This is a genomic window from Halomonas sp. NCCP-2165 (assembly GCF_023708045.1).
Taxonomy (GTDB): Bacteria; Pseudomonadota; Gammaproteobacteria; order Pseudomonadales; family Halomonadaceae; genus Bisbaumannia; species Bisbaumannia pacifica.
This window is the reverse complement of record NZ_BRCY01000028.1, coordinates 25,873-41,533: the sequence shown is the minus strand read 5'-3', so window position 1 is coordinate 41,533 and position 15,661 is coordinate 25,873. Positions and strand designations below refer to the sequence as shown.

The window sequence follows — 15,661 nt, the reverse complement described above, 5'->3', positions numbered from 1 at the left end:
CGCCTACCGACGTCGGTCCGCTAGGAGGCCCCCGGATGCTCACGCCCCGCACCCCCGCCCTGTTTCGCCGCCTGGACCTGCTGGAGTGGACCCTCTGCCACCGCCTGGCGGTGGCGGTCGATGCGGCGCCACTGCCGCTTGGCCTGCTGCGCCTGGCCAGCCGCCTGGGCGACTGGCCGGCCTGGGCGGCGCTGATCGCCATGCAACCCTTGCTGCATGGCTCCCTGGGCTGGCGACTCGCGCTACACTTCTCGCTCACCGCCCTGGTGGCGATCGCCCTCTATCGGCTGATCAAGACGCGGCTGTGTCGCGAGCGGCCCTCCATCAGCTTCCGCGTCATCCCCTGCCGGGAGCCGCCCCGGGACCGCTACAGCTTCCCCAGCGGCCACACCCTGCATGCGGTGCTCTTCACGCTGCTCAGCGCGGCGACCCAGCCCTGGCTGCTGCTGGTGGTGGTCCCCCTGGCGCTGCTGATCGCCGCCTCCCGGGTGGGTCTGGGGCTGCACTACCTCTCCGATGTGCTCGGCGGCGCCCTGCTGGGACTGGGTATCGGCCTGCTCGCCCTGTACTGGCTGCCCGCACTGCCCTGATAGCCGCCTTCTGGCACACTAGGGGCATCCCTGGCCGACGATGACCGCTGCCGATGCCCTCGACCGCCTGGCACCCCCTGCTCGACTCGCCCCCGTTATGGCGCCTCGATGACCTCCTGGGAGAACCGACGGCGACCCGCTTGTTGCACCGTCTGGCCGCCGAGATCCCCTGGGAGCGTCCCACCCTCAGGCTCTATGGCCGTGAACACCCAATTCCCCGCTACCAGGCCTGGATGGGCGACCCACAGGCCCGCTACCGCTATTCGGGACGCGACTTCTCGCCGCTGCCCTGGCAGCCGGCCCTGCTGGAGATCAAGGCCGAGATCGAGTCCCGCCTGGCAGGGCTTGGCCAGGCCGCTTCGTTCAATAGCGTCCTGCTCAATCGCTATGATGATGGCCAGGCGCGCATGGGCTGGCACAGCGACGATGAGCCGGAGCTGGGCGAGGCGCCGCTGATCGCCGCCCTGAGCCTGGGGGCCGAGCGGCCACTGCGCTTTCGCTGGAAGGATCGCCGCGACGCGGCCTTCAATGCCTGGCTGCCCCACGACAGCCTGCTGGTGATGGGGCCCGGCTGCCAGGACCTGCTGCAGCATGCCCTGCTGCCCCGCAAGGGGCGAAGTCACCCTCCCGGGCTGCGGATCAATCTGACCTTTCGTCGGATCCTGCCTCGTCGACGCTAACCCCAGAAACGCCGAAGGCCGAACGCATCGCGTCCGGCCTTCGGCGTTGCCGCCCGACTCGTGAGCAGCAAGATAACGGTATAACTACCCTCAGCCGCGATAGTACCCCGGCGTCACGAAGGGCATCTTGCTCACCGTCATCGGCAGGCGCTTGCCACGCACCTCGGCGAAGACCTGGGTCTCCGGGGCGCTCGCCTCGATGCCGACATAGCCCATGGCCACCGGCTTGCCGACGCTGGGACCGAAACCGCCGGAGGTGACCACGCCGATGCGCTCGCCCTCGGCGTTATACAGCTCGGCCCCCTCGCGGACCGGGGCGCGCCCCTCGCCGAGCAGGCCCACCCGCTTGCGGCGATGGTCCTTGTCCTGCACCTGCTGCAGGATCAGCTCGGCCCCGGGGAAGCCGCCGGCGCGCTCGCCTCCCAGGCGGCGCGGCTTGCCGATGGCCCAGATCAGCCCCGCCTCCACCGGCGTGGTCGCGGTATCGATATCATGCCCATAGAGGCACAGGCCCGCCTCCAGGCGCAGGGAATCCCGCGCCCCCAGGCCGATCGCTTCCACCTCGGCCTCGGCCAGCAGGCGCCGCGCCAGGGTCTCGCTGTCGGCGGCGGCCACCGAGATCTCGAAACCATCCTCGCCGGTATAGCCGCTGCGACTCACCCAGGCCTCGACGCCGTCGATGGTGAAGCGCGCGTGCTGCATAAAGACCAGCTCGCAGGCCTCGGGGCAGAGGCGACGCATCACCTCGGCCGCCTGGGGGCCCTGCAGGGCCAGCAGGCCGCGGTCGAGCAGCTCGAGGTCGTGTCCCGCCGCCAGATGGGCCTCCAGGTGAGCGATATCCTGCGCCTTGCAGGCGGCATTGACCACCAGATAGAGATGATCGCCGCCATTGACCACCATCAGGTCATCGAGGATACCGCCTTCGGGGTTGGTGAAGAGCGCATAGCGCTGCATCCCTTCCGGCAGGCCGACGATATCGGCGGGCACCAGAGCCTCGAGCGCCGCCGCCGGATCCGGCCCGCGCAGGATCAGCTGCCCCATATGGGAGACATCGAACAGCCCGCAGGCGGTGCGGGTATGCTCGTGCTCCTTCTTGACCCCCAGGGGGTACTGCACCGGCATCTCGTAACCGGCGAAGGGCACCAGCTTGGCACCCAGTTCCACGTGCAGGTCGTACAGCGGGGTTTTCTCGAGTTGGCTCATGGGAATTTCCGTCTGAGGTTGGGATCAGGCCGGGACGGGCGGCGCGACGCCGCCCGCCGACCGCTTACTTGGTCAGATCCTCCCCGGGCAGGACCTCCTTGCCGTCGAAATAGTCCTTGGTCAGCTTGAAGACCATCGGCGACAGCAGCGCCAGGGCGATCAGGTTGGGGATGGCCATCATGGCGTTGAAGGTATCCGCCATCAGCCAGATAAAGCCCAGCTGGGCCATGGCACCGAGCGGGATGGCCAGCACGAACAGCACCCGGTAGAGCATGATGGAGCGAGTGCCGAACAGGAACTGGAAGCACTTCTCGCCATAGAAGGACCAGCCGAGGATGGTGGTGAAGGCGAACACCGCCAGCGCCAGGGAGACGATCTGGTTACCCATGCCGGGCAGCGCCGCGTCGAAGGAGAGCGCGGTCAAGGAGGCGCCCGCCTCGCCCTCGACCCACACCGTGGAGGTGAGGATCACCAGGGCGGTGATGGTGCAGACCATGATGGTGTCGATAAAGGTACCCAGCATGGCGATCAGCCCCTGGCGCACCGGGTTCTTGGTCTGGGCGGCCGCGTGGGCGATGGGCGCGCTGCCCAGGCCCGCCTCGTTGGAGAAGATCCCGCGGGCCACACCGAAGCGGATCGCCGCCATCACCGCGGCGCCGGCGAAGCCACCCATGGCGGCGTGGGGGTTGAAGGCATAGTAGAAGATCATCGAGAAGGCATCGCCGATCTGGCTGGCGTTGATCGCCAGGACCACCAGGCCCGCGAGGATATAGAGGACCCCCATGATGGGGACCAGCTTGCCGGCGACCTTGGCGATCCGCTTGATGCCGCCGAGGATCACCGCCCCGGCCAGTACCATGATCACCACGCCGGTGACCCAGTGGGGCAGGCCGAAGGTGGAATCGAGGGCATCCGCCACGGAGTTGGACTGCACGGTATTACCGATGCCGAAGGCCGCCACGGCGCCGAAGAAGGCGAAGGCACCGCCCAGCCAGGCCCACTTCTTGCCCAGGCCGTTCTTGATGTAGAACATCGGCCCGCCGATATGGTTGCCTCCGCTGTCCACCTCCCGGTAGCGCACGGCGAGGACCGCCTCGGAGAACTTGGTGGCCATCCCCACCAGGGCGGTGATCCACATCCAGAACACCGCCCCCGGACCACCGAGGGCGATGGCGGTGGCCACGCCGGCGATATTGCCGGTGCCGATGGTGGCGGAGAGCGCGGTCATCAGGGCGTCGAAGGGCGAGATTTCCCCTTCCTTCTCCTCACCCTTGGCGGCGCGCCCTTGGAACATCAGCTTGAAGCCGGTGCCCAGCTTGCGGATCGGCATTAGCTTGAGTCCCGCCTGCAGGTAGATCCCCACCCCCAGCAGCAGGATCAGCATCAGTGGCCCCCAGACCACGCCGTTGATCGCAGAAAACAGATTCGTTAAGGCTTCCATGGAACCTTTCCCCTTTGGCTATTCTTGTTGGGCACGCGAGGTAACACGTGCGTCCTGGCGACTCACCGTCCCTGGATCAGGCAGGGAGTCGGTCGAGTGTGCGTAACATAGCGGATTCATCCGTCTTTCCTCCAGTCCACTATAGGAAATTCTTGTCACGCTGCGTCTAAGGTAGAATAGCAGAAGGCCTCGCCGCCGCCCCGCGCCCATCCAGGTTCGTGTCGACGGGCCGTTAACGGGAAATTTGTTTCCAATAGGAAACATGGGCTACATTACCCACCCATGGGCGAGATCACAAGCCTGGCAACCGGGGCTCAGGTGTCGTCCACTGGACAGCCCGGGGCGCGGCGACCACCCTGAATGGGGTCCGCCGTGCCTCGGCCCGTCGTCGGCGTGGCCAAATCGGTCGCAAGGGGTTAGGATTCGCCCCACCTGAAAACCTTTTCGTATAGGAAAATCTGCGATGAGCAATATTCCCGCCAACCTGCGCTATACCGAAAGCCATGAATGGGTGCTGGACAACGGCGACGGCACCGTCACCCTCGGCATCACCGATCATGCCCAGGAGGCCCTGGGCGACGTGGTCTTCGTCGAGCTGCCCGAGGTGGGCCGCAGCCTGGACGCCGGCGAAGAATTCGGCGTCATCGAATCGGTGAAGGCCGCTTCCGACCTCTATGCGCCCCTGGCCGGCGAGGTGGTCGAGGCCAACGAGGCCCTGGAAGACGCCCCGGAGACCGTCAACGAGGCCCCCTACGAGGGTGGCTGGATCGCCAAGCTCAAGCTGGCCGACGCCGCCGCCCTGGAAGGCCTGCTGGACGCCGACGCCTACGCCAAGCTCGCCGACGCCGAGTGATATCCGCCAGCGCCGGGTGCCCCCTCACCCGGCCTGCCCTCCTTCGCTGACCCGGGGCCGCGCCCCACTTGCCTACAGGTGTTCCATGGCTCATGACACTCGCCGCCTGGCCGAACTGGCCGGCCACGATGCCTTTATCCAACGTCACAATGGCCCGCGGGCCGCGGATACGGCCCGGATGCTCGAGACCCTGGGGGTCGAGGGCATCGAAAGCCTGATCGAGCAGACCGTGCCGGCGGCGATCCGCCTGGATCGCGAGCTCGATCTCGACCCGCCCCGCAGCGAAACCGAGGCCCTCGACTACCTCAAGCGCCTGGCGCGCCAGAACAAGGTCCACAAGACCTATATCGGCCAGGGCTATTACAACACCCACCTGCCGGCGGTCATCCAGCGCAACGTGCTGGAGAACCCGGGCTGGTACACCGCCTACACCCCCTATCAGCCGGAGATCGCCCAGGGCCGCCTGGAGGGCCTGCTCAACTTCCAGCAGATGGTGATGGACCTGACCGGCATGGAGCTGGCCAACGCCTCCCTGCTCGACGAGGCCACCGCCGCCGCCGAGGCCATGGCGCTGTGCAAGCGGGCCAACAAGAAGGTCAAGTCCAACGCCTTCTTCGTCGCCGACGATGTCCTGCCCCAGACCCTGGACGTGGTGCGCACCCGCGCCTACTACTTCGATTTCGAGCTGATCGTCGCCCCGGCGGCGGAAGTCGCCGACCATGACGTCTTCGGCGCCCTGCTGCAGTACCCGGGACAGAGCGGCGAGATCCACGACCTGGCACCCCTGCTGGCCGCCGCCCGCGCCAAGAACATCATGACCTGCGTGGCCGCCGACCTGATGAGCCTGGTACTGCTGGCCGAGCCCGGCGCCCTGGGCGCGGATATCGTCGTCGGCAACACCCAGCGCTTCGGCGTACCCATGGGCTTCGGCGGCCCCCACGCCGCCTACTTCGCCACCACCGACAAGCTCAAGCGCTCGATCCCCGGCCGCATCATCGGTGTCTCCAAGGACGCCCGCGGCAACCAGGCGCTGCGCATGGCCATGCAGACCCGCGAGCAGCATATCCGCCGCGAGAAGGCCACCTCCAACATCTGTACCGCCCAGGCGCTGCTGGCCAATATCGCCGGCTTCTATGCGGTCTACCATGGGGCCGAGGGGCTGCGCACCATCGCCACCCGCATTCATCGCCTGACCACCATCCTCGCCGAGGCGCTGACCCGCAAAGGCATCGCCCTGGCCCATGACAGCTGGTTCGACACCCTGCGCCTGACCGGCGTGGACGCCGGCAAGATCCATGGCCGCGCCATGACCCACGAGGTCAACCTGCGCTACTTCGCCAACGGCGACGTGGGCGTCAGCCTCGACGAGACCACCACCGCCCACGACCTGGACGTGCTCTTCGACGTGCTGATGGGCGAGGAGCACGGCTTCTCGGTGAGCGCCCTGGACGAGGCCATCGCCGATGGCGGCATCAGCGGCATCCCCGCCGCCTGCCGTCGCGACAGCGATTTCCTGAGCCATCCCAACTTCCGCCGCTATCGCAGCGAGACCGAGATGCTGCGCTACCTCAAGCGCCTGGAGAACAAGGACCTGTCGCTGACTCACGCGATGATTCCGCTGGGCTCCTGCACCATGAAGCTCAACGCCACCAGCGAGATGGCGCCGATCACCTGGCCGGAATTCGCCGATATCCACCCCTTCGCGCCCAAGGATCAGACCACCGGCTACCTGCAGATGATCGACGAGCTGGCCGCCTTCCTGGTGGAGATCACCGGCTACGAGCATATCTCCATGCAGCCCAACTCCGGGGCCCAGGGCGAATACGCCGGCCTGGTGGCCATTCGCCGTTACCAGGCGGCCCAGGGCCAGGGGCATCGCGACGTCTGCCTGATTCCCAGCTCCGCCCACGGCACCAACCCCGCCTCCGCGGCCATGGCGCACATGAAGGTGGTGGTCGTGGAGTGCGACGCCGACGGCAATATCGACCTGGACGACCTGCGCGCCAAGGCCGAGCAGCACAGCGAGGCCCTCTCGGCGATCATGCTCACCTACCCCTCCACCCACGGGGTCTTCGAGGAGGGCGTGCGCGAGGCCTGCGAGATCGTTCACCAGCACGGCGGCCAGGTCTATATCGACGGCGCCAACATGAACGCCCAGGTGGGCCTGGCCCGTCCCGGCGACTTCGGTGGCGACGTTTCCCACCTCAACCTGCACAAGACCTTCTGCATCCCCCATGGTGGCGGCGGCCCCGGCATGGGTCCCATCGGCGTCAAGGCGCACCTGGCCCCCTATGTCTCCAACCATGTGGTGACCCCGCTGCCCGGCGTCGAGGCCGACTGCGGCGCGGTCTCGGCGGCGGCCTTCGGCAGCGCCTCGATCCTGCCGATCTCCTGGGCCTACATCAAGATGATGGGCGCCCGCGGCCTGCGTCAGGCCACCGAGCTGGCGATCCTCAACGCCAACTACATCGCGGCGCGCCTGGGCGAGCATTACCCGGTGCTCTATCGCGGCCGCAATGGCACCGTGGCCCACGAGTGCATCATCGATATCCGCCCCCTCAAGGAGGCCTCCGGGATCAGCGAGGAGGATATCGCCAAGCGCCTGATGGACTACGGCTTCCACGCCCCCACCATGTCGTTCCCGGTGCCCGGCACCCTGATGGTGGAACCCACCGAGTCGGAATCCCTCTACGAGATCGACCGCTTCTGCGATGCCATGATCGGCATCCGCGAGGAGATCGCCCGGGTCGAGTCCGGCGAGTGGCCGGCGGACAACAACCCCCTGGTGCATGCCCCGCACACCCAGGCGGATCTGATGGATGCCGGCTGGGATCGTCCCTATTCCCGGGAGCTGGGCGCCTTCCCCTCCGAGGCGGTAAAGGCGGGCAAGTACTGGCCGGCGGCCAATCGGGTCGACAATGTCCATGGCGACCGCCACCTGATCTGCTCCTGCCCGAGCATCGATAACTATCGCGACTGAGGGCTATCGGCCTACGCAAAGGGCCTCGCCAATCGGCGAGGCCCTTTTGGTTTGTTAGGCGACCATCGAGGATGGGGAGAGCGCGTATCGCTTCGGTGCGCTCGACCCTTGGCGACGAAGCCCGCCCTGCTTACTCCGCCGTCTCGGAATAGCCGTAGAGATCGTGACGGCGCTGGTCCCTGAACTCATCCAACAGGCGCCGATAGCGACGCGGCAATTCGGTGCTGGAATGCGTCACCAGATAGAGGGTCTCGTGGACCACCTGGGGCAGGCTCAACTCCTTGACCTGACGCTGCCAGGGCGAGGTCTCCAGCACCAAGCGGGAGACCACGCTGAAGCCCAGCCCCCGGGCCACCGCATCCATCACCATGGAGACCTCGTTGGTATAGCCCTGGCGGGGACAGCGACTCATGGAGCGGAATTCATCCGGAAAATTGGCCCGCAACAGCTGGGTGGCGTGCTGCAGGCCATCCGAATAGTTGACGAAGCCCAGGGCCAGCAGATCGGTCCAGCCGGTACCGGTAAAGTCCGCCGGCACAACCAGACAAAGCGGCTCCTGGTGCCAGAGGTCGCAGTTGAGCTCCGGATGGCGGACCGGCTCGGTAATGATCCCCAGGTCGTGGCGACCGGCCAGCACATCGGCGACGATCTCGCTGTTGAAGGCGAAGCTGTAGTTGACCGTCAGCCCGGCATGCATCTGCTGATAGCCGAGGATAAAGGGGTAGAACATCAGGCCGACGCTGCCCGGAGAGGCCAGGCGACACTCACCGGAATCCAGGGATTCATCATCCAGGGAGTGGCAGAAATACTCGTGCTCGGCGAACAGCCTGACCGCATAGTCATAGGTGCGCCGGCCCGCCTCGGTCAGGGTAAAGCGTCGCCCATGACGATTGAGCAGGGGTTTCTGCAGGTACTGCTCCAGCTTGCGAATATGCTGACTGACCCCGGGCTGCGTCATCTCCAGGCGACGCGCGGTCTGGGTGAAACTGCCGGTCTCCACCAGGGTCATGAAGGTACGAAAATAGAGCGCATTGAACATGAGGCAAGGCCGCTTAACCGAGGAAAAAAGCACGACAGCAGCCGCCGATTCTACCAGAAGTCCTGGCCCGGCACAGCGCTGCGCAGGCGATGAGGCTCATGGTATCCTGATTTGGTCTGACAGCCTGTATTCCCCCGGGGCGGCGCCACCCGAGTACCGCCCTTCGACAAGGAAGCCGCCATGCCCGAAAAAATTTCCGCCACCATCTCCCCCGAGGGCAGCCTGGAGGTACTCTCCCAGGCCGAGGTCAATCGGCTGCGCGACACCTCCGCCGCCGGCCTCCACGACCTGCTGCGCTGCTGTGCCCTGGCGGTACTCAACTGCGGCAACCCCACCGACGACGGTCGCGCCGTGATGGAGACCTACCACGACTTCGATATCGAGGTGCTCCAGGAGGATCGTGGCATCCGCCTGCGGCTCAGCAACGCCCCGGCCGAGGCCTTCGTCGACGGCAAGATGATTCGCGGCATCCGCGAGCTGCTCTCCGCGGTGCTGCGCGACGTGGTCTACGTCTATAACGAGATCCAGACCCAGCAACGCTTCGACCTCTCCACCGGCGAGGGCACCACCAACGCGGTCTTTCATATCCTGCGCAAGGCCGGCGCCCTCAAGCCGGGCCGCGACCCCAGCCTGGTGGTCTGCTGGGGCGGCCACTCCATCTCCCGGGAGGAGTACGAATACACCAAGGACGTGGGCTATCACCTGGGCCTGCGCGACATGGACATCTGCACCGGCTGCGGCCCCGGCGCCATGAAGGGCCCCATGAAGGGCGCCAACGTGGCCCACGCCAAGCAGCGCCGCACCCAGGGCCGCTACCTGGGGATCTCGGAGCCGGGCATTATCGCCGCCGAGTCGCCCAACCCCATCGTCAACGAGCTGGTGATCATGCCCGATATCGAGAAGCGCCTCGAGGCCTTCGTGCGGGTGGGTCACGGCATCCTGGTATTCCCCGGCGGGGTCGGCACCGCCGAGGAGATCCTCTATCTGCTGGGCATCCTCCTCCACCCGGACAACCGCGATATCCCCTTCCCGGTGGTCTTCACCGGCCCGGCGAACAGCGCCGACTACTTTGCCCGCATCGATGAGTTCCTCGCCTACACCCTGGGCGAGGAGGCACGCAGTCGCTACCAGATCCTGATCGACGATCCGGTCGGCGTGGCGCGGGCCATGCGCCGGGGCATCGACGAGGTCACCGAATTCCGTCGTCAGCAGCAGGACGCCTTCTACTACAACTGGCGCCTGACCATCGACCGCGATTTCCAGGCCCCCTTCGAGCCGAGCCACGACGCCATGGCATCCCTGGCACTCAACCGCGAGCTGCCGGTACATGAGCTGGCCGCCAATCTGCGCCGCGCCTTCTCCGGCATCGTCGCCGGCAACGTCAAGGAGAAAGGAGTACGGGCCATCGAGGCCAAGGGCCCCTTCCGCCTCAGCGCCGAACCGGAGCTGATGCGCCGCCTCGACGACCTGCTGACCTCCTTCGTCGGTCAGGGCCGAATGAAGCTCAGCGGGGACTATGTGCCCTGCTACACGCTGGGCTAGGAGGAAGCCATGTAGGCCGGATAAACGAGCCGCAGGCGAGAGCATCCGGCGCGGCCAGCAATGCCTTGGCAGCCTCGTCGGGTGCGCTCGCAGGCTCGCTTACCCGACCTACACTGGTCAGGCGCTCTCGCGCTTCCACCAGAGCCCCATCACATGCAGCAGCAGTCCCAGGGTCAGGCCATGGGAGAGCAACCGCGGCCAGGCGACCCAGCCTTGGCTCAGGGCGTACCAGGCACTCATCAGCGCCAGGCCAACGCCCAGGCCAAGGCCCAGGCGACGCAGCAGGGCGGGCACCTCGCCACGCGCCTCGGCGGCCAGCAGCCGCCAGTGGCTCGCCGCCACCAGGGCCACCGCCACCGCCGCCAGGGAGAGCAACAGCAACTGGGAGCGGTGCCCCCCGTAGAGGTAACGGGGCAGGCTGCCCAGCATCACCGCCAGCAGCCCCACCAGGATACTCAGCCGCTCGGGATTGGCCGTCATCAGGCCACCTGCAGCCGCTGCTCGGCGATCCACGCCTCGGCCCAGGGCAGGGCCGCGTCATCGGCCATGAAGGTCTCCATGGCATCCACCTCCAGGCGCTCGCCGAGGCGCTGGGCACCGAGGCCCTCGAGGAGGGTATCCAGGTAACGTCCGGCGCCGCAGAAGGTATCCCCATAGGAGCTGTCACCGAGGGCGATCAGCCCATAGCGCAGGTCGACCAGGCCGGGGCTGCGCTCCTCCAGCTCCCGCACCAGGGGCACGATATTGCCGGGGAAGTCGCCACTGCCGGTGGTGGACAGGCAGAACAGCGCCAGGTCGGGCCGGTCATCGACCAGGTCGGCCAGGGTCGCCTGTTCCAGGATGCTGACCCGATAGCCGGCCTCTTCGAAGAGCGGCTTGACTTGCTCGGCGACGTCCAGGGCACCGCCATACATGGTTCCAACGTAGATCTTGAGCGTGGGCATGGGCTTGCTTTGCTTGAGGAATTTGCTCGGATATTACCATAGCCGCCGCCCCGACCGAATCCACCGAAGGGCGTGAGCCAGTGTCCAGCGAGCGGATCAAGGAAAGGTGCCGCCGACCTGCGGCATTGCGTCGCGGTACTGGCGCTGAAGGCGGTCCGCGGGCGCGATAGAATACGGCTTATTTGTCGCCGGGAGGCACTATGCTGGAGACCTTCGAGGCCTGGATCACGCCGATCATGATCGGCAGCCTGATCCTCTTCATGACCTTTATCATCTGGGACCTGTCGCGCCGCTCCAAGGCGGGCAAGTTCGGCACCCTGATGCTCTTCGTGGTACTCGGCGCCGGCATCATGGGTTACCTGTTCAAGGTGATCATCACCTATCTGATGGAGGGCGGCGGCCTCGTCTAGCCCCGCCACCACACATCACGAAAAGCAGAAGGCCCCGACAATCGCTTGTCGGGGCCTTCTGCGTCGTGACCGGAACCTAGGCGTCCGGGGTGCCCTCGAAGCCGCCGACGCGACTCTTGAGCTTCTGCCCCGGGCGGAAGGTCACCACCCGCCGCGCCGAGATGGGAATCTCTTCCCCGGTCTTGGGATTGCGGCCGGGGCGCTCCCGCTTGTCGCGCAGATCGAAGTTACCGAAGCCGGACAGCTTGACCTGCTCGTTCTCGCGCAAACAGCCGCGTATCTCCTCGAAGAAGGACTCCACCATCGTCTTGGCCTCCCGCTTCGAAAGCCCCAGTTCCACATGCAGGTGTTCGGCAAGCTCCGCCTTGGTCAATGCCCCCATGGTCACTCCCTCGTGCTGGACGTCGCACCCGCGTTCCGTGTCCACCGGCGTCAGCCTCGCAGCCTGGCGCCGAAGCGCGACCCGGATTCGGCCACGATCGCATCGACTAACTGATTGATTTCATCATCATTCAGCGTGCGCGAAGGATGCTGCCAGGTCAAGCCCAGGGCGACACTCTTGTGCCCCGGCTCGACGCCCTTGCCCTGATAGACATCGAACAGACGCAGCTCCTGGAGCCAATCGCCGGCCTGCTCGCGCAGGCAATCGAGCAGCGCCTGAATCGGCAGCTCATCGGCCACCAGGAAGGCCAGGTCGCGGCGCACTTCCGGATAGCGGGAGAGCGGCGCGAAGGCCGGCAGCTTGCCGTGGGTCAGGGCATCCAGGCGCACCTCGAAGAGGACCGCATCCGCCTTGAGGCCCAGGCTCGCCTTGACCGCGGGGTGCAGGCTACCGATCCAGCCGGCCTCCTCGCCACGATGCAGGATCCGTGCGCTCTGGCCCGGGTGCAGGGCGCTGTGAGTCGCCGGCTCGAAGCGCCAGGCTTCGGGCTCGCCGCCCAGGGCCAGCAGGCTCTCCAGGTCACCCTTGAGGTCGAAGAAATCGACCTTCTCCTTGGCCCCGCACCAGCCCTCCGGGTCGCGGCTGCCGCTGATCAGGCCGCCGAGCATGGGCACCTGATGCAGGTCGTCCAGCTCGCCGCGGAACACCAGGCCGCTCTCGAACAGCCGCACCCGGCTCTGCTGACGGTTGAGGTTATGCTCGAAGGCCTTGATCAGCCCCGGGAAGAGGCTCGCCCGCATCACCGCCATATCGCTGGAGATGGGGTTGGCCAGGCGCGGCGAGACCGCCTCGGGCAGCAGGGTCGCCTGCAGCTCCGGCGCCACGAAACTGTAGGTGATGGCCTCCTGATAACCGCGGGCCACCAGTTGCCGCCGCAGACGCGCCAGCGGCTGACGGCTCTCGCCATCGGGACGCAGCCCCAGGCGCGCCGCCGGGCGACGAACCGGCAGGCGGTTATAGCCGTAGATCCGCGCCACCTCCTCGATCAGGTCCTCCTCGATGGCCAGATCGAAGCGCCAGGCGGGGATCTCCGCCTCCCAGCCCGCCTCGACGGCATGCACCGCCAGGCCCAGGCGGGTCAGGATCTCCGCCACCTCGGCGTCGTCGAGTTCCAGCCCCAGGGCCTGGGTCAGGCGTGCCCGGCGCAGGGTGACGCGACGCTGGGCGGGCAGGTGCGCCTGGCTGGCGACTTCCACCACCGGGCCCGGCTCACCGCCGACGATCTCCAGCAGTAGTCGGGTCGCACGCTCCAGGGCGCGCCGCGCCAGGGTCGGATCGACGCCCCGCTCGAAGCGGTGGGAGGCATCGGTGTGCAGGCCGTAGGAACGCGCCTGTCCGGCCACCGCCAGTTGGGTGAAGAAGGCCGACTCCAGGAAGATATCCCGGGTCTCGGCGTTGACGCCGGAGTGCTCGCCACCCATCACGCCGGCGATGGCCAGCGGCCCGCGCCCATCGGCGATCACCAGGGTCTCGCCGCGCAGGGCGATCTCCTGGCCGTCGAGCAGCACCAGGCGCTCGCCTTCCCGGGCCAGACGCACCTGGATGCCCTCGTGCAGGTTGGCGCGATCGAAGGCGTGCAGGGGCTGGCCCAGCTCGAGCATCACGTAGTTGGTGATATCCACCACCGCATCGATGCTGCGCAGGCCGCTGCGGCGCAGCCGCTCGACCATCCACAGCGGGGTGGCCGCGGTAACGTCGACGCCCTGGATCAGCCGACCCAGGTAACGGGGGCAACGCTCGGGGTCGCCGACCGTGACTGGGAAGCTCTCCTGATGGGTCGCGGCCACTGGCGCCTCGTCGGGCCCCGCGACGGGCAGGCGATTGAGCACACCGACCTCCCGGGCCAGGCCCTGGAGGCTCAGGCAGTCGCCGCGGTTGGGGGTCAGATCCACCTCGATGGCGTGATCGTCGAGGCCCATATAGGCGCGAAAGTCCTCGCCCACCGGGGCGTCCACGGGCAGCACCAGGATCCCGGGGGAGGTCTCCTCGGCCATGCCCAGCTCGGAGGCGGAGCAGATCATGCCGTGGGAGGCCTGGCCGCGCAGCTTGGCCTTCTTGATCTTGAAGTCGCCGGGCAGCAGGGCGCCGACCCGGGCGAAGGGGATCTTCTGGCCGACGGCCACATTGGGGGCCCCACACACCACCTGCACCGGCTCGTCGCCGCCATCATTGACCAGGCAGACATTCAGCTTGTCGGCGTCCGGATGCTGGGTCTTGTCGATGACCTCGGCCACCACCACGCCGGAGAATTCCGGTGCCACCGGCTCCACGGCATCCACTTCCAGGCCGGCCATGGTGATCTGATCGGCCAGCGCCTGGGTCGCCACGCTCGGGGAGACCCACTCGCGCAGCCACTGTTCGGAAAATTTCATGACGAATCCTGTGTTGAGCGGTCCGGGTTATCAGGCGAACTGGCGCAGGAAGCGCAGGTCGTTATCGAAGAACAGCCGCAGGTCGTTGACCCCGTAACGCAGCATGGCCAGGCGCTCGGCGCCCATGCCGAAGGCGAAGCCGGTGTAGCGCTCGGTGTCGATGCCGGAGTGACGGAACACCTCCGGGTGCACCATGCCGCAACCCATCACCTCCAGCCAGCCGCTGTGACCGCAGACCCGGCAGCCCTCGCCGCTGCACATCACGCACTGGATATCCACCTCGGCGGAGGGCTCGGTGAAGGGGAAATAGGAGGGGCGGAAGCGTACCGAGAGATCATCCCGCTCGAAGAAGGCGTGCAGGAAGTCTTCGATGGTGCCCTTGAGGTCGGCGAAGCTGACATCCTCATCCACCAGCAGGCCTTCGACCTGATGGAACATGGGAGTATGGGTCAGGTCCGAGTCGCTGCGATAGACCCGGCCCGGGCAGACGATGCGAATCGGCAGCTTGCCCTCCTTCATGGTACGCACCTGCACCGGCGAGGTATGGGTGCGCAGCAGCCGGGTGGCATCGAAGTAGAAGGTATCCGCCATGCCCCGTGCCGGGTGGTGGGCCGGGATATTGAGGGCCTCGAAGTTGTGGTAGTCGTCCTCGATCTCCGGCCCTACGGCCACGTCGTAGCCGATGCGGGTGAAGAGTCCCTCGATACGCTCCAGGGTGCGGGTCACCGGATGCAGGCTACCCTGGGGCTGGCCACGACCGGGCAGGGTCACGTCCAGGCGCTCCGCCGCCAGGCGCGCCTCCAGGGCGGCCTTCTCCAGGCTCGCCTTGCGCGACTCCAGCTCGCCGGCGAGCTCCTGCTTGGCCTGGTTGATGCGCTCGCCCGCCGCCGGGCGCTCCTCGGCGGAGAGCTTGCCGAGGCCCTTGAGCAGGGCGGTGATCTCACCCTTCTTGCCCAGGTAGTGCACCCGCACCTCATCCAGGGCCTGGACAGTATCGGCCTGCTCGATGGCGCGGCGGGCCTCGGCGACCAGAGTGGGAAGATGATCCATCCGTTGCGCTCCGAATGTGCCGCCACGGAATCGACCCCATGGCGGTCAGATAAAAAAACAGGGGAAGAGCGGCTGCTCTTCCCCTGGAACCTTCGCAGGGACACCCCGCCAGGTA

14 protein-coding genes are annotated in these 15,661 nt (G+C 66.9%); 6 read left to right on the top strand and 8 right to left on the bottom strand.

The window, feature by feature from the left end:
- The first annotated feature begins 35 nt into the window (after positions 1–35).
- Positions 36–590 (top strand): phosphatase PAP2 family protein, encoded by a 555-nt coding sequence (locus tag NFU04_RS13480; RefSeq protein ID WP_251309964.1) that lies wholly within the window; start codon positions 36–38, stop codon positions 588–590.
- A 53-nt stretch (positions 591–643) separates the two neighbouring features.
- A complete protein-coding gene (locus NFU04_RS13475; RefSeq protein WP_251309963.1) occupies positions 644–1,270 on the top strand; it encodes an alpha-ketoglutarate-dependent dioxygenase AlkB family protein in 627 nt (208 codons plus the stop codon).
- A 90-nt stretch (positions 1,271–1,360) separates the two neighbouring features.
- On the opposite strand, the gene gcvT is transcribed toward NFU04_RS13475, so the two are convergent.
- Positions 1,361–2,473, bottom strand: a complete 1,113-nt coding sequence (gene gcvT / locus NFU04_RS13470) for a glycine cleavage system aminomethyltransferase GcvT (protein ID WP_251309962.1) — start codon at positions 2,471–2,473, stop codon at positions 1,361–1,363.
- Between the two features lie 64 nt (positions 2,474–2,537).
- Entirely contained in the window at positions 2,538–3,914 is a 1,377-nt protein-coding gene (locus NFU04_RS13465) for an alanine/glycine:cation symporter family protein (RefSeq protein ID WP_251309961.1), read from the bottom strand.
- Positions 3,915–4,377: 463 nt separating this feature from the next.
- Here NFU04_RS13465 and gcvH point away from each other — a divergent pair, with 463 nt between their 5' ends.
- Positions 4,378–4,767: a glycine cleavage system protein GcvH gene (gene gcvH / locus NFU04_RS13460; RefSeq protein WP_251309960.1), complete on the top strand. Its 390-nt coding sequence runs from the start codon at positions 4,378–4,380 to the stop codon at positions 4,765–4,767.
- 85 nt (positions 4,768–4,852) lie between these two features.
- Complete coding sequence (gcvP, locus tag NFU04_RS13455; RefSeq protein ID WP_251309959.1) at positions 4,853–7,747, top strand: aminomethyl-transferring glycine dehydrogenase; 2,895 nt, start codon at positions 4,853–4,855, stop codon at positions 7,745–7,747.
- Positions 7,748–7,877: 130 nt separating this feature from the next.
- Here gcvP and NFU04_RS13450 read toward each other — a convergent pair whose 3' ends face one another.
- Positions 7,878–8,786 (bottom strand): LysR family transcriptional regulator, encoded by a 909-nt coding sequence (locus NFU04_RS13450; protein WP_251309958.1) that lies wholly within the window; start codon positions 8,784–8,786, stop codon positions 7,878–7,880.
- Positions 8,787–8,966: 180 nt separating this feature from the next.
- On the opposite strand from NFU04_RS13450, the gene ppnN reads away from it, so the two are divergent.
- Entirely contained in the window at positions 8,967–10,328 is a 1,362-nt protein-coding gene (gene ppnN / locus NFU04_RS13445; protein ID WP_285835155.1) for a nucleotide 5'-monophosphate nucleosidase PpnN, read from the top strand.
- A gap of 117 nt (positions 10,329–10,445) precedes the next feature.
- On the opposite strand, the gene NFU04_RS13440 is transcribed toward ppnN, so the two are convergent.
- On the bottom strand, positions 10,446–10,808 hold the full coding sequence (locus NFU04_RS13440; protein ID WP_251309957.1) for a hypothetical protein: 363 nt from the start codon (positions 10,806–10,808) through the stop codon (positions 10,446–10,448).
- The gene (locus NFU04_RS13435) at positions 10,808–11,272 is read right to left on the bottom strand and encodes a flavodoxin domain-containing protein (RefSeq protein ID WP_251309956.1); all 465 of its coding nucleotides are present in this window, start codon (positions 11,270–11,272) and stop codon (positions 10,808–10,810) included. The genes NFU04_RS13440 and NFU04_RS13435 overlap by 1 nt, the downstream gene beginning before the upstream one ends.
- Before the next feature lie 200 nt (positions 11,273–11,472).
- Here NFU04_RS13435 and NFU04_RS13430 point away from each other — a divergent pair, with 200 nt between their 5' ends.
- A complete protein-coding gene (locus NFU04_RS13430; RefSeq protein WP_146801086.1) occupies positions 11,473–11,682 on the top strand; it encodes a DUF2788 domain-containing protein in 210 nt (69 codons plus the stop codon).
- 76 nt (positions 11,683–11,758) lie between these two features.
- Here the strand turns inward: NFU04_RS13430 and ihfA are convergent, their stop codons facing one another.
- The 3 genes from ihfA to pheS are packed head-to-tail and all read right to left on the bottom strand — an operon-like array spanning position 11,759 to position 15,546.
- Positions 11,759–12,064 carry an integration host factor subunit alpha gene (gene ihfA / locus NFU04_RS13425; protein WP_251309955.1) on the bottom strand — a complete coding sequence of 102 codons (306 nt, stop codon included), beginning with the start codon at positions 12,062–12,064 and terminating at the stop codon, positions 11,759–11,761.
- Between the two features lie 50 nt (positions 12,065–12,114).
- The gene (gene pheT / locus NFU04_RS13420) at positions 12,115–14,496 is read right to left on the bottom strand and encodes a phenylalanine--tRNA ligase subunit beta (RefSeq protein ID WP_251309954.1); all 2,382 of its coding nucleotides are present in this window, start codon (positions 14,494–14,496) and stop codon (positions 12,115–12,117) included.
- A gap of 30 nt (positions 14,497–14,526) precedes the next feature.
- Positions 14,527–15,546 carry a phenylalanine--tRNA ligase subunit alpha gene (gene pheS / locus NFU04_RS13415; protein ID WP_146801080.1) on the bottom strand — a complete coding sequence of 340 codons (1,020 nt, stop codon included), beginning with the start codon at positions 15,544–15,546 and terminating at the stop codon, positions 14,527–14,529.
- Positions 15,547–15,661: the final 115 nt, after the last annotated feature.

What these genes read in the sequence shown, in the direction of transcription:
- NFU04_RS13480 (WP_251309964.1), top strand. Translation starts at nt 36, where the DNA reads ATGCTCACGCCCCGCACCCCCGCCCTGTTTCGCCGCCTGGACCTGCTG.
- NFU04_RS13475 (WP_251309963.1), top strand. Translation starts at nt 644, where the DNA reads ATGCCCTCGACCGCCTGGCACCCCCTGCTCGACTCGCCCCCGTTATGG.
- gcvT (WP_251309962.1), bottom strand. Translation starts at nt 2,473, where the DNA reads ATGAGCCAACTCGAGAAAACCCCGCTGTACGACCTGCACGTGGAACTG.
- NFU04_RS13465 (WP_251309961.1), bottom strand. Translation starts at nt 3,914, where the DNA reads ATGGAAGCCTTAACGAATCTGTTTTCTGCGATCAACGGCGTGGTCTGG.
- gcvH (WP_251309960.1), top strand. Translation starts at nt 4,378, where the DNA reads ATGAGCAATATTCCCGCCAACCTGCGCTATACCGAAAGCCATGAATGG.
- gcvP (WP_251309959.1), top strand. Translation starts at nt 4,853, where the DNA reads ATGGCTCATGACACTCGCCGCCTGGCCGAACTGGCCGGCCACGATGCC.
- NFU04_RS13450 (WP_251309958.1), bottom strand. Translation starts at nt 8,786, where the DNA reads ATGTTCAATGCGCTCTATTTTCGTACCTTCATGACCCTGGTGGAGACC.
- ppnN (WP_285835155.1), top strand. Translation starts at nt 8,967, where the DNA reads ATGCCCGAAAAAATTTCCGCCACCATCTCCCCCGAGGGCAGCCTGGAG.
- NFU04_RS13440 (WP_251309957.1), bottom strand. Translation starts at nt 10,808, where the DNA reads ATGACGGCCAATCCCGAGCGGCTGAGTATCCTGGTGGGGCTGCTGGCG.
- NFU04_RS13435 (WP_251309956.1), bottom strand. Translation starts at nt 11,272, where the DNA reads ATGCCCACGCTCAAGATCTACGTTGGAACCATGTATGGCGGTGCCCTG.
- NFU04_RS13430 (WP_146801086.1), top strand. Translation starts at nt 11,473, where the DNA reads ATGCTGGAGACCTTCGAGGCCTGGATCACGCCGATCATGATCGGCAGC.
- ihfA (WP_251309955.1), bottom strand. Translation starts at nt 12,064, where the DNA reads ATGGGGGCATTGACCAAGGCGGAGCTTGCCGAACACCTGCATGTGGAA.
- pheT (WP_251309954.1), bottom strand. Translation starts at nt 14,496, where the DNA reads ATGAAATTTTCCGAACAGTGGCTGCGCGAGTGGGTCTCCCCGAGCGTG.
- pheS (WP_146801080.1), bottom strand. Translation starts at nt 15,546, where the DNA reads ATGGATCATCTTCCCACTCTGGTCGCCGAGGCCCGCCGCGCCATCGAG.